Origin of the sequence: Ferrovibrio sp., from assembly GCF_046297895.1 — a bacterium.
GTDB lineage: Bacteria > Pseudomonadota > Alphaproteobacteria > Ferrovibrionales > Ferrovibrionaceae > Ferrovibrio.
In genome coordinates this window covers 310,523-323,460 of the sequence record NZ_JBKBHC010000001.1, presented here as the reverse complement: position 1 = coordinate 323,460, position 12,938 = coordinate 310,523, and the positions used below count along the sequence as shown (strand labels likewise).

The window sequence follows — 12,938 nt, the reverse complement described above, 5'->3', positions numbered from 1 at the left end:
TAGTTGAGGCAGTGAGACCATGAGCGAAGCAGTGGCGCCGCGCGACGGTGAAAACGGCGAGAATTACGACTCCTCGGCGATCAAGGTGCTGAAGGGTCTGGATGCGGTTCGCAAGCGTCCAGGCATGTATATCGGCGATACCGACGATGGTACCGGTCTGCACCACATGGTCTACGAGGTGGTCGATAATGCCATCGACGAAGCCCTGGCCGGCTATTGCGACGAGGTCTATGTCGGCCTCAATCCCGATGGCTCCTGCACCGTGCGTGACAACGGCCGCGGCATTCCGGTCGACATCCATCCGGAAGAAGGCGTTTCGGCCGCACAGGTCATCATGACCCAGTTGCATGCCGGCGGTAAGTTCGATCAGAATTCCTACAAGGTTTCCGGCGGTCTGCATGGCGTGGGTGTGTCGGTGGTGAACGCGCTGTCCACCACGCTTGATCTGAAGATCTGGCGCGGGGGCAAGGCCTATGCCATGCGCTTCCGCCACGGCGACCCGGAAGCGCCGCTGGCCGAGGTTGGCGAGGCAGAGGGCAAACGCGGCACGGAAGTGACCTTCCTGCCGTCGACGGAAACCTTCACCAAGACCGAATTCGACTACGGCACGCTGGAGCACCGCCTGCGTGAGTTGGCTTTCCTCAATAACGGCGTGAAGATCGTGCTCGAGGACATGCGCGGCGTGGAGCCCAAGCGCGTGGAACTGCGTTACGAAGGCGGCGTCGAGGCTTTTGTCACCTATCTCGATCGTAACAAGACGCCACTGCACAAGCCACCGATCGCCATCCGTGGCGAGCGGGACGGCATCGGCATCGAAGTGGCGCTGGAATGGAACGATGGCTACCACGAAACGATGCTGTGCTTCACCAACAACATCCCGCAGCGCGATGGTGGCACCCACTTGGCCGGTTTCCGCGGCGCGCTGACCCGCTGCGTGAACAACTACGCCAACGAAAGCGGTATCGCCAAGAAGGAAAAGGTGTCGCTGACCGGCGACGATGCACGCGAAGGACTGACCTGCGTGCTGTCGGTGAAGGTGCCGGATCCGAAATTCTCCTCCCAGACCAAGGACAAGCTGGTGTCGTCGGAAGTGCGTCCGGCGGTGGAAAGCCTGGTCAACGAGATGCTGGCCTCCTGGTTCGAGGAACATCCCTCCGACGCGCGTCAGATCGTCGGCAAGGTGGTCGAAGCCGCCGCCGCCCGCGAGGCGGCCCGCAAGGCGCGTGAGCTGACGCGGCGCAAGGGCGCGCTGGACATCTCCTCGCTGCCCGGCAAGCTGGCAGACTGCCAGGAGCGCGATCCGGCCAAGGCCGAACTTTTCCTGGTCGAGGGTGACTCGGCGGGTGGTTCGGCCAAGCAGGGCCGCAACCGTGCTTTCCAGGCTGTGCTGCCCCTGCGCGGCAAGATTCTCAATGTCGAACGCGCACGCTTCGACAAGATGCTGTCCTCGCAGGAAATCGGTACGTTGATCACGGCTTTGGGTACCGGCATCGGCCATGACGATTTCGATCCGGCCAAGCTGCGTTATCATAAGATCATCATCATGACCGACGCCGACGTGGACGGCGCTCATATCCGGACCCTGCTGCTCACCTTCTTCTTCCGCCAGATGAAGCCGCTGATCGATGCCGGGCACCTCTATATCGCTCAACCCCCGCTCTACAAGGTCAAGCGCGGCCAGTCCGAGCGCTACCTGAAAGACGAGGCGGCGCTGGAGGACTTTCTGATCAACGAGGGGATCGAGAATGCCGTGCTGTATCTGCATGACGGCAGCCAGCGCGCCGGCAGCGACCTCAAGCTGCTGCTGGATCACGCCCGCATGGCCAAGGCTCTGCTGACCGCCATCGGCAAGCGCTACAATCCCTGGATCGTCGAGCAGGCGGCCATTCTGGGCATGCTGCTGCCTGAGATTGTTGCCGATCCGGCAAAAGCCGGACCGGCGGGCGCGGCGCTGGCCCGGCGACTTAACGCGCTGACGCCTGAACTGGAACGGGGCTGGGTCTGCGAACTCGCCGGCGAGGGCGCGCTCAGCGTGAAGCGCAGCCTGCGCGGCTATACTGAAAGTTATCTTTTGGACGGCCCGCTATTCCGCTCGGCCGAGACGCGCAAACTGAACGAGATGGCGGTAGAACTGCAGGCCGTGTATCTGCGGCCGGCCGAACTGCGCCGCAAGGACGAGGCGCATGTCGTGCAGGGCCCGCTCGACCTGCTTGAGCGTGTGCAGGCCACTGGTCGTCGCGGCATCACCATGCAGCGCTACAAGGGCCTGGGCGAGATGAATCCCGACCAGTTGTGGGAAACGACCCTTGATCCGGAAGCGCGCAGCCTGCTGCAGGTGAAGGTCGATCACGCCGAGGACGCCGACAACGTGTTCGAAACTCTGATGGGCGACGTGGTGGAGCCGCGCCGCGATTTCATCCAGAGCAACGCGCTGAATGTGGTGAATCTGGATATCTGAGCCGGGCTTTCCGTTACGATAGCTGCCCGGCCTGACGCTGGGGCAGGGTGCATGCACAGCTTGCAGCCGGCCGCGGCTGGGATAATCTGGCGCAAACAGAAAATCCGGAGGCGAGGAAATGGACCTGAATTTCACAGCCGAGGAACTGGCCTTCCGTGACGAGGTCCGCCGGTTCATTGAGCAGAATTTCGACAGCGAGATGCGGGCCGCCATGGCGCGCACCCGCACCGGCTACATTGCCAAGCATCTGCATATCCGCTGGCAGAAGGCGCTGAATGAAAAGGGCTGGTTGGCGCCGAACTGGCCGGTCGAATATGGCGGCCCGGGCTGGACGCCAACCCAGCGTTACATCTACGAACAGGAGATGAGTTCGGCGGGCGCGCCCATCGTGGTGCCCTTCGGTCCGCGCATGCTGGCGCCGGTGATCATGAAATTCGGCACCGAGGCGCAGAAGAAGAAGTACCTGCCCGATATTCTGGCCAGCAACACATGGTGGTGCCAGGGCTATTCCGAGCCCGGCGCCGGCTCCGACCTTGCCAGCCTGCAGATGAAGGCCGAAGACAAGGGCGACCATTTTCTGTGCAACGGCAGCAAGATCTGGACCTCCGAGGCCCAGCATGCCGACATGATCTTTTGTCTGGTGCGCACGGCGCAGACGAAAAAGCCGCAGGAGGGTATTTCCTTCCTGCTGATCGACATGAAGTCGCCCGGCGTAACGGTCTCGCCGATCATTACCATCGACGAGGGGGGCGAAGGCATGCAGGAGGTCAATCAGGTTTTCTTCGACGACGTGAAAGTGCCGAAGGAGAACCTCGTCGGCGAACTGAACCAGGGCTGGACCTGCGCGAAATACCTGCTGGAATTCGAACGGGGCAACGCCTATTCGGGTCATCTCAAGCGTCACTTGGCGCATCTGCGCAGGATTGCCAAGGCCGAACAGGCCCATGGCCGACCGCTGGCGCAGGATCCGGATTTCGCCGCCAAGCTGGCCCAGGCCGAGATGGACATCATGGCCATGGAGATGCTGGAACTGCGCGTGCTGGGCGGTACCAAGAGCGGTCAGAACCTCGGCGCGGCCTCTTCCATGCTGAAGACCCGCGGCACAGAGCTGCAGCAACTGGTCACGGAACTTTCGGCCGAAGCCGTTGGCTATTATGCCTCGCCCTTCACGCCGCTGATCGAAGGCGGCAACGAGCCGATCATCGGCCCTGACTACGCCGATGGCGCGGCGGCGCGTTACCTCAACATGCGCAAGGTGACGATCTATGCCGGATCGAATGAGATCCAGCGCAACATCATGTCCAAGCTGATCCTCGGGCTCTGACCGGCCTGCCTGCCGGCCCTCTGACCGGCAGGCGCCGCCTCTACGGGCTTGGCGTGGTCTGGCTGCATCCTAAATTCTGGCATATTCTCGGCCCGCATGGGGCCGGGACAGGATGGAGCAGGCCATGATTCGCGTTAGCATTCTTTTGACCGTTCTGGCGGTGGCGGCCGGTGCCGCCCTGGCGCCGCGCGATGGCCTGGCGGCCGACCTGCCGCTGATCGATGCCCATGTGCATTACAGCCACGATGCCTGGCAGATGGTGCCCACGGCCGATGCCATCGCCATCCTTCGCCGGGCCGGCCTGCGCAAGGTTCTGGTCTCCAGTTCCAGCGACGATGGCACGCAGAAACTATACGAGGCTGCGCCCGACCTGATCGTGCCTGAATTGCGACCCTATCGTAGCCGCGGCGAGATCGGCAGCTGGATGCGTGACGAGACGGTGTTGCAGCATATCGAGACGCGGCTTGCGAAATACCGCTATGTCGGGATCGGCGAATTCCATGTCTACGGCGCCGACGCCGACCTGCCGGTGCTGAAACGCGTGGTAGCACTGGCCAGGGAACACAGGCTTTTCCTGCATGCCCATAGCGATGCCGATGCGGTGGAGCGATTGTTCAGGCACGATCCCCAAGCCCTGATCCTGTGGGCGCATTCCGGGTTCGATCGGCCCGATGCCGTGCGGGCCATGCTCAGCCGTTATCCCAACCTTTGGGCCGATCTTGCTTTTCGTAGCGACCACGCATCCAACGGCAAGGTCGACCCAGCTTGGCGCGCGCTGTTCGAGGAATTCCCTGACCGGTTCATGGTCGGCACCGACACCTTCACGCCGGAACGGTGGTTCTATATCGAGGAACATGCCAAGTGGTCGCGTGCCTGGCTGGCCGATCTGCCTGGGGTGCTGGCGGAAAAGATCGCCTGGCGCAATGCCGAGGCACTGTTTGCGCGCACCGGCTTCAAACCAAGCCACTGACGACCATGCTGCGCCTCGCCCTGTTTGCCGCATTGCTGCTGGCGCCGCTCCCCGCCTGGGCCTGTGATCAGATTGCCGCCGCGGCGCGGGTGGTTGAAGGTCCGCGTTTCAAGCTGGTCGTTTTGGCCGATCCGATGCCGATTCCGCTCAACACGCCTTTTGCGCTGGATATCAGGCTATGCGAGGCCCGCCTGGCAGAGTTGTCGCGGTTGGCGCGTGTCGACGCCTGGATGCCGGCGCATCGCCATGGGATGAATTATGCCCCCACCGTTACCAAGCTTGACTGGGGACATTACCGGGCGGAGGGCCTGCTGCTGCATATGCCGGGCGAATGGGAGGTTGTTTTCGACTTCGCCGGTGCAGATGGCGAGCAGCGGCTGGCTTTCCGCTTCAATGCGGAATGATCATGCGCTGCACCTGGCTGGGCCTGCTCCTGCTGCTACTGGCCCCGGTTGCTGCAGCAAATGAACATCCCATCCCCGTTTTCGATCCGTCCCAGCTTCGGCTGATCCGAAGTTTCGGCCCATGGCCGCCACCCTTCCATGGCGATAGCGGCAATCCCTTGTCCGGCCGACCCGATGGCATACGGCTGGGCGCGGTCCTGTTTGCAGAATCTCGCCTGTCGAGGGACGGCGCGCTGTCCTGCCAGAGTTGTCACCAGCCGCAGCATGGCTGGGCGGAGCCCAAGCCGCGCAGCCACGGGCTGGAGCAGTTGGATCGCAATGCGCTCGGCCTGCTCGATAGCCGGCTGCAGCGCTGGTTCGGCTGGGACGGCGCCAGCGACAGCCTGTGGGCTGCGGCGATTCGGCCAATCCTCGACCCGCGCGAGATGGGGGGGAGCACCGCTGCAACGGCCGAACTGCTGCGGCGCGACCCGGCGCTGTCCTGCCTGGCCCGCCGATCGGATATGGCCGCGGCGTCTTCGCCAGATGACGAGGCGGTGCTGGTTCTGGCGGCCCGAGCATTGGCGGCATTCCAGGAAACGCTGGCCAGCGCCCGCACGCCTTTCGATGATTTCCGTGACGCTCTGCTGGCTGGCGATCTGGATGGCATGGCGCGTTATCCCGCTGCGGCCCAGCGCGGCCTATCCCTGTTCACCGGTCGCGGGCAATGCGCCACCTGTCACAGTGGTCCGGCCTTCACCAACGGCGAATTCCACGATATCGGCCTGCCTTTCTTCGTTACGGCTGCAGATGGTAGCCGAACCGTCGATCCCGGTCGGCATCGCGGTATCGCGCGATTGAAGGAAAACCCATTCAACCGGCTCGGACGCCATAATGCCGCCCCGCTATCGCAAGCCACGATCCCGGTTCGTCACGTGGTGCAGCAGCATCGCAATTTCGGCGAATTCAAAGTGCCGAGTCTGCGCAGCCTGCGATTCACCGCGCCCTACATGCATGACGGCAGCATGCCCGGACTGGCCGATGTCGTTCGTCATTATTCCGAAATGGACGAGGATCGCCTGCACAGCGATGGCGAGGCGCTCCTGAGGCCCTTGCGGCTGAATGCCCAAGAAAGCGCGGACCTGGTCGCATTTCTGGAAAGCCTGAGTGCTTCCACCGATGCGCCGGCCGCCGGCTATGATGCCTTGCTGGCCGATGCGCGCCGGTTATGCCCCTGAATTGATCCGGCGCAACGGCAGGGTAATGGTTGCGACCGTACCCCGGTCAACCTCGGAAGTCAGAGTGAGCCGTCCGCCATGCAGTTCGGCCAGTGCCTTCACCAGCGGCAAACCCAGGCCCGTGCCCTGATGCTCACGGGTTAGCACGCCGCGCACCTGGCCGAATGGCGCCAGCGCTTTCGGGATATCCGCCGCCGCCATGCCGATGCCTGTATCGTGCACACTGATGCTGAGAGCCCCATCATCGCTGCGGGCCGAAACCCAGGCCCGTCCGTCGCGGGGGGTGAATTTGACGGCGTTGCTCAACAGGTTGAGCAGTATCTGTCGCAGCATGCGTTCGTCGGCCGGTACCAGTGGCAATTCCACCGGCAAATCCTCGCTTAAGGTCACGCCGGCCTGCTGGGCCTGGCCGCGCATCATTTCCAGGCTGTCCTCGATGGTCAGGCGCGCATCCACCATCTCGATATGGGGTTCCATCCGGCCGGCTTCCACCTTGGCCAGATCAAGCACGTCGTTGATCAGTTGCAGCAGGTGCACTCCGGATTTATGGATGTCGTTGACATACTCGGTCTGCTTTTCCGACAAAGCGCCAAAATAGCCACCCAGCAGCGATTCCGAGAATCCGATGATGGCATTCAACGGCGTGCGGAATTCATGGCTCATATTGGCCAGGAAGGCGCTTTTCGAACGGTTCGCCACTTCGGCCATTTCCTTGGCACGCAGCAACTCGCGTTCGGTCGCCTCGCGTTCTGCGATATAGCGCGTCAAGGCCTCGGTGCGTTCCTCGATGCGCGCCTCCAGTGTATCGGCCAGTTCGCGCAACTGATCCTGGGCTCGCCGTAGATCCGTAATGTCGGAATAGGATGTAACGAACCCCACGCTGGCGATCGGCGTGCCGATCACCTCGATGATCCGGCCATTGGGCCGTCGCCGCTGGAAACGATGCGGTGCCATGCTGCGTGCCAGTTCGACCCGTTCCTCGATGAGCGATTCCACGTCGCCAGGGCCGTATTCGCCATGCTCGACATTCCAGCGTACGAAGGTCTCGAAGGGGGTGCCCGGCTTGGCGAAGTCTGCGGGGTATTCCAGCAGGTCGAGGAAACGCTGGTTGCAGACAAGCAGCTCCAGATTGGTGTCGAACAGCGTGATGCCGTGGCTGATGTTTTCGACCACGACATCCAGCAGGCGTTTCTGGTCCTGAAGTTCGGCCGTGCGTTCCTGTACCTTGCGCTCCAGCTCATGGTGCGCATGCAGCAAGGCCCGTTCGCTGCGCCGTATGGCGGTAATGTCGCTGTAGATCGTGACCCATCCGCCGCCGGGCAGAGGGGCGCCGCGGATGTCCAGCACCGTGCCGTTGGGGCGCTGGCGTTCCAGATGATGAGGCAGGAATTGGCTGGCCAGTTCGACGCGTTCGCGCACCAGCGTATCGATATCGCCAGGGCCGTATTCACCGCGTTCCGCATTCAGGCGGAAGAAGCTTTCTGCCGGCGTCCCGGGTTGCGCGAGTTCGTAGGGAAAGCCCAGCAGATCGAGATAGCGCTGGTTGCAAGCCACCAATCTCAGCTCTTTATCGAAGATGCTGATGCCCTGGTCGAGATGGTCGAGACCCTGCAGGAGCAGCGCATTCTGGTGCACGCCGCCGATCTCCGTTTCTGTTCAAATACGGATGTAGAATATTGCGCGGCGTCGGATATGGAAACCGCCATGAAAAAAGCCGCCCGGAGGCGGCTTCGTTCCTATCGCATCACCGATGTGTGGCTTACATCGAGCCTTCGCGCTGCGCACGCTTGCGGGCCAGCTTGCGGGCGCGACGGATCGCCTCGGCCTTCTCGCGGGCCCGGCGCTCGGACGGCTTCTCGTAATGACCGCGCAGCTTCATCTCGCGGAAAATGCCCTCGCGCTGCATTTTCTTCTTCAGCGCCTTCAGGGCCTGATCGACATTGTTGTCGCGAACCAGGACTTGCACGTCGGTTCCATCCTTTCGGGTTGGCAATAAAATTCCGGTTGCGGGGCGCCTAGCCCCGGCAAGTCGCGCCTTCTAGCACGCCCCCCCGGCTTTGTGAAGCGGCTTTATGCCCGCGCCGGGGGATAAAAGGGTCGGGGAAAGGCCCTTTTTTGGCAATTATTTGCAGATTCCAGGCTGCCCCTTGGCCAGTCGGGAACGCTGGCCTAGGTTAGAATTCATGGCAATCCTGAAAATCGCCCGCATGGGGCACCCAGTGCTGGCGCGGCCAGCCGACTCGGTGCCCGATCCCACCGCCCCGGAGATCCGGCAACTGATTGCCGACATGGTGGATACCATGGTGGATGCGCCCGGCCAGGGCCTGGCCGCGCCCCAGGTGCATGTGCCCCTCCGGGTGGCGATCTTCCTCACACCTGACGAGGGTGATGGCCAGCGGGAGCTGGTGACCCTGGTTAATCCACGCTGGCAGCCGCTGGGGGCGGAAAAGGACCTAGCTTGGGAGGGCTGTCTCTCGGTACCCGGCCTGCGCGGCCTGGTACCACGCTATACCCGCATCGCCTATGAGGGCGATCTGCCGGACGGTCGCCGGCTGGCACGCGAGGCGGAGGGCTGGCATGCCCGTGTGGTACAGCATGAACTGGACCACTTGGATGGCATCCTGTATCCGCAGCGCATGGCCGACCTTAAAGACCTGGTTTTCGAGAGCGAGTTGCGGCATCGCGCCAGCCTGCGCCCGCAGGAACAGGAAGATTGACGGAGGCTAGGATGCAGCAGGATAACCATCTGATTGCCGAAAAGCGCGCATTGCTGGAAGCGATGCTGATCCATGTGCCTTTCGATGGCTGGACAGCCAAAGCCATGGCGCAGGCGGCAAAGGATTGTGGCTATGAGCCCGGCCAGCTGGCACGGGCTTTCCCGAACGGAGCAGTCGAGGCGCTGGATTTTTGGGTGGCCGAAACCGACAGCGCGATGCTGCGCGTGCTGGAGGGGCGCGATCTGGCTGCCATGAAAATCCGTGAGCGGGTAAGGACGGCAGTTCTGGTGCGGCTGGAACTCGCGGCTCCGCATCGAGAAGCGGTTCGCCGCGCACTGAGTCTGGAAGCTCTGCCGCAGCACGCGCCGCGCGCGTTGCAGCAACTCTACCGTACTGTGGATGCAATATGGTACGCCGCAGGCGACACCGCGACGGATTTCAATTTTTACACCAAACGAATGCTGCTGGCTGGCGTTTATGCCGCCACGCTGATGCACTGGCTGGACGACAAGTCAGAGGGTTTCGCCTCCACGGCGGCTTTTCTGGATCGCCGGCTTGCCGATGTCATGCGCATACAACAGGCAAAAGGTAAGCTGGGCAAACTGCTTGACCGTTTGCCCAGTCCTTTTGAACGTGTCCGCCGCGCCTGAAGCGCAGCCGGCCGATATCACACCGACAGGCTGACCAGCCGTCCCGACTGGGCCGGGTTCTGCTGGCTGTTCGGAACGCCGTTGGACCCGTAGTTGATTGCCGAGTCGCGCGTGCCGGGAGACTGGGCCTGATCCTGCTGCTGTAATTGCTGGGTCAGGGTGTTGATGATGGTGCCGCCGTCATTTGTGCCGCCCGGCTGCGGGGTTTCGCTATCGTTGCCGGGACGGGTCTGCGGCACCGCATTGGCGGTCTGTGTCGGGGCGGGCGGTGCAGAGGGAGGCGCCGTGTTGATACGGCTGCTCTGGTCGTTGTTCTGCAGGGTGTCGCGCACGGCATTGTTGTCAGTCCCGCTGGCCGGACTAGCCGATGGCGGGCGGACCGGGAATTGCGGCGCGACGATGCCGGACGAAATGCTGTCGATGGCCATACCATTCACTCCACCCGGACGCCGCGCGATTCTGGCGCTCGTGCCGGCCTGACCGCCGTTCTCGGCGATCATGGAGATTACTAGCTATTAGTATAGGTCACGATCCCCGACTCGCCAAGGGAAACGGAGAGTCGATTTTACCACCTAAGGCTGCGGACTCTTGCCGGTTGGGTAGAGCCGGGTGACGTGCCCCATCTTCCTCCCGGGCCGGGCTTCGGCCTTGCCATAAAGATGCAGCTTGGCATTCGGCTCGGTCAGCAGGGCGGGCCAGGTTTTGACCTCGTCTCCGATCAGATTTTCCATCACGGCGTCGCACAGCCGTTCCGGAGATCCCAGGGGCAGGCCACAGATGGCGCGGATATGCTGCTCGAACTGCGATGTGATCGCGGCATCCAGGGTCCAATGGCCGGAATTGTGCACGCGCGGCGCCAGTTCATTGACCAGGATCGCCGTGCCGCAATCAAACAATTCAACCGCGAGCACGCCCACATAATCCAGCCCCTCGACCAGGCTGGTGGCGAGTTGTTCCACCTGCACGGCCAGTGATTCATCGATCACCGCCGGAGCATGGGTACGCCACAGGATGTGGTTGCGGTGAATGTTCTCGACCGGTTCCCACGAGGCGATGCTGCCATCCAGGCCACGTGCCAGCACGACTGACAATTCGCGGCGGAAGCCGATGAATCCCTCGGCGATCAGCGCATCGGATTTCAGTGCGGCAAAGGCCGGCGCGGTATCCTCGGTGGAGACGATCTTGAACTGCCCTTTGCCGTCATAGCCCATGCGGCGGGTCTTGAGTATCAGCGGCAGGCCAAGCGCAGTGGCGGCGGCGCAGAGATCCGCCGGATTGGCCACGGCACGGTAAGGGGCAGTGGCGATGCCGCGACTGGTGCAGAAATCCTTCTCGAACAGCCGGTCCTGGGTGATGCGCAAGGCCTCTATGCCGGGCCGCACCGGCACCAGCCCTGCTATCGCCTGTACCGGTTCGTAGGGGATGTTCTCGAATTCGTAGGTCACAACGGCGCAGCTTCTGGCGAAAGCGGCCATGGCGGCAGCATCGCTGTAATCGGCGCGCGTATGTTTCGCGGCGACTTCTGCCGCCGGCGGATCGGCTTCCGGGCAGAAGATGTGACAGTGATAGCCCAGGCGCGCGGCGGCAATCGCAAGCATGCGGCCAAGCTGGCCGCCGCCCAGGATACCGATCATGCTGCCGGGCGGAAGCGCGCTCATCTCAGGCCGTCGGCGTCAGCTTGATGGCCTTGGTCTGTCTGGCGCGCCATGCCTGAAGGCGCTTGGACAGGGCCGGGTCATTCAGGGCCAGGATGGCGGCGGCCAGCAGGCCGGCATTGATCGCACCGGCCTTGCCAACGGCGAGTGCTCCCACCGGGATGCCGCCCGGCATCTGCTGGATCGACAGCAGGGAGTCGAGTCCCTTGAGCGCCTTGCTTTCCACCGGCACGCCCAACACCGGCAGATGGGTCATGGCAGCGGCCATGCCGGGCAGGTGAGCGGCACCGCCGGCGCCGGCGATGATGACTTGGATGCCTCTGCCGGCCGCGCTGTGGGCGTAATCGTAAAGGCGTTGAGGGGTGCGATGGGCCGACACGATGCGATGCTCGGCCGGCACCTTAAGCGCCTTCAGGATTTCGGCGGCATGTTCCATGGTCGCCCAGTCAGACTGGCTGCCCATGATGATGCCCACCAAAGGCTTTTGACCGGACGAACCTTTACGCGCCGCCATCGTTTGCTCCTGTTGTGGAAAGCGGCGGATTATAGGGGGCGGGGTTGGGCTGTAAAGCGGTGCTGGGCGCCAGCTTTCAGCGGCCATGGTGGCCAGGCCGGCCGATCCATGATTTGTTAACGCCTGCCGAGGCAAGACTAAGGCAGGATACCGTCCGACCAGGCGGAGCATGACCAAGATCGAGGATCGTCGACCGGCAGGGCTCGGGCCCGGCGCCGCGCCTATCGGGGCGTCGGGCGGCGGCGCGCGCCCGATTGCCGTGACGGCTACGCAGGCGGCCACTCCGCCCCAGACCGTAGCCCAGCCAGCGGCCACCGCGACTGTGATGGGCATTCCCGAGCCCGAACTCACACCGCGCGTGCGCGACGCCATCATGCGGCTGATGGGCGAGGTCGACCAACTACGCAACGAGCTGAACCGCACCCGTCACCGTCTGGCCGAGCTGGAGCGGCTGGCCGACCGCGATACCTTGACCCCGCTTTACAACCGCCGTGCCTTCGTGCGCGAGCTCTCTCGCGCCATGGCCCATGTCGAGCGCTACAACCGGCCGTCCTGCCTGATCTACTTCGACCTGAATGGCCTGAAGGAAATCAATGACAAATACGGCCATGCCGCTGGCGATGCCGCCCTGATCCAGGTGGGCCAGATCCTGCTGGACAATACCCGTGAAGTGGATGTTATCGCCCGCCTGGGCGGCGACGAATACGGCGTGATCTTAAGCGAGACTGATGCCCAGCAGGGCCGCGAGAAGGCCGATCAACTGGCCGAGGCGATCCGCCGCCGGCCGCTGCATTGGGAAGGCAAGAGCCTGCCGCTGGATGCCGCCTATGGCGTCTATCCGCTCAAGCCCGGCGAGGATCCGGGCTCGGCCTTGGCCGCCGCCGACCAGATGATGTACAGCCACAAGCTGGCCCGCCGCGCCGCCAGGGCCTGATCTGCGACAGGGTCATCCCCATATCGGTCGACCGAGACCTAGATTTACGATGGCCAGAAACACCAAAAAAGATTAGAACATATAAAGAACATATC

13 protein-coding genes are annotated in these 12,938 nt (G+C 63.1%); 8 read left to right on the top strand and 5 right to left on the bottom strand.

What is annotated here, in order from left to right:
- The first annotated feature begins 19 nt into the window (after positions 1 to 19).
- From gyrB to ACK4FK_RS01545, 5 genes are all read left to right on the top strand, one after another.
- Positions 20 to 2,458: a DNA topoisomerase (ATP-hydrolyzing) subunit B gene (gene gyrB / locus ACK4FK_RS01565; protein ID WP_409740139.1), complete on the top strand. Its 2,439-nt coding sequence runs from the start codon at positions 20 to 22 to the stop codon at positions 2,456 to 2,458.
- A gap of 118 nt (positions 2,459 to 2,576) precedes the next feature.
- The gene (locus ACK4FK_RS01560) at positions 2,577 to 3,782 is read left to right on the top strand and encodes an acyl-CoA dehydrogenase family protein (protein ID WP_409740137.1); all 1,206 of its coding nucleotides are present in this window, start codon (positions 2,577 to 2,579) and stop codon (positions 3,780 to 3,782) included.
- Between the two features lie 124 nt (positions 3,783 to 3,906).
- Positions 3,907 to 4,752 (top strand): amidohydrolase family protein, encoded by an 846-nt coding sequence (locus ACK4FK_RS01555; RefSeq protein ID WP_409740134.1) that lies wholly within the window; start codon positions 3,907 to 3,909, stop codon positions 4,750 to 4,752.
- Between the two features lie 5 nt (positions 4,753 to 4,757).
- On the top strand, positions 4,758 to 5,156 hold the full coding sequence (locus ACK4FK_RS01550) for a hypothetical protein (RefSeq protein ID WP_409740131.1): 399 nt from the start codon (positions 4,758 to 4,760) through the stop codon (positions 5,154 to 5,156).
- Between the two features lie 2 nt (positions 5,157 to 5,158).
- The gene (locus tag ACK4FK_RS01545; RefSeq protein ID WP_409740129.1) at positions 5,159 to 6,373 is read left to right on the top strand and encodes a cytochrome-c peroxidase; all 1,215 of its coding nucleotides are present in this window, start codon (positions 5,159 to 5,161) and stop codon (positions 6,371 to 6,373) included.
- On the opposite strand, the gene ACK4FK_RS01540 is transcribed toward ACK4FK_RS01545, so the two are convergent.
- On the bottom strand, positions 6,362 to 8,008 hold the full coding sequence (locus ACK4FK_RS01540) for a PAS-domain containing protein (protein WP_409740127.1): 1,647 nt from the start codon (positions 8,006 to 8,008) through the stop codon (positions 6,362 to 6,364). The two genes, ACK4FK_RS01545 and ACK4FK_RS01540, sit on opposite strands and share 12 nt — an antisense overlap.
- Positions 8,009 to 8,132: 124 nt before the next feature.
- Positions 8,133 to 8,339, bottom strand: coding sequence for a 30S ribosomal protein S21 (gene rpsU / locus ACK4FK_RS01535; RefSeq protein WP_144069020.1), 207 nt, complete (start codon positions 8,337 to 8,339; stop codon positions 8,133 to 8,135).
- Between the two features lie 217 nt (positions 8,340 to 8,556).
- On the opposite strand from rpsU, the gene def reads away from it, so the two are divergent.
- Together def and ACK4FK_RS01525 are read left to right on the top strand one after the other, a co-directional pair.
- Complete coding sequence (gene def, locus ACK4FK_RS01530; RefSeq protein WP_409740125.1) at positions 8,557 to 9,090, top strand: peptide deformylase; 534 nt, start codon at positions 8,557 to 8,559, stop codon at positions 9,088 to 9,090.
- Positions 9,091 to 9,101: 11 nt separating this feature from the next.
- On the top strand, positions 9,102 to 9,740 hold the full coding sequence (locus ACK4FK_RS01525) for a COQ9 family protein (RefSeq protein ID WP_409740124.1): 639 nt from the start codon (positions 9,102 to 9,104) through the stop codon (positions 9,738 to 9,740).
- Positions 9,741 to 9,757: 17 nt separating this feature from the next.
- Here ACK4FK_RS01525 and ACK4FK_RS01520 read toward each other — a convergent pair whose 3' ends face one another.
- The 3 genes from ACK4FK_RS01520 to purE form a co-directional block, all read right to left on the bottom strand.
- A complete protein-coding gene (locus ACK4FK_RS01520; protein ID WP_409740123.1) occupies positions 9,758 to 10,240 on the bottom strand; it encodes a hypothetical protein in 483 nt (160 codons plus the stop codon).
- Positions 10,241 to 10,312: 72 nt separating this feature from the next.
- Positions 10,313 to 11,398, bottom strand: coding sequence for a 5-(carboxyamino)imidazole ribonucleotide synthase (locus ACK4FK_RS01515; protein WP_409740121.1), 1,086 nt, complete (start codon positions 11,396 to 11,398; stop codon positions 10,313 to 10,315).
- Between the two features lies 1 nt (position 11,399).
- Entirely contained in the window at positions 11,400 to 11,909 is a 510-nt protein-coding gene (purE, locus tag ACK4FK_RS01510; RefSeq protein WP_409740119.1) for a 5-(carboxyamino)imidazole ribonucleotide mutase, read from the bottom strand.
- 169 nt (positions 11,910 to 12,078) lie between these two features.
- Here purE and ACK4FK_RS01505 point away from each other — a divergent pair, with 169 nt between their 5' ends.
- Entirely contained in the window at positions 12,079 to 12,843 is a 765-nt protein-coding gene (locus ACK4FK_RS01505; RefSeq protein WP_409740116.1) for a GGDEF domain-containing protein, read from the top strand.
- Positions 12,844 to 12,938: the final 95 nt, after the last annotated feature.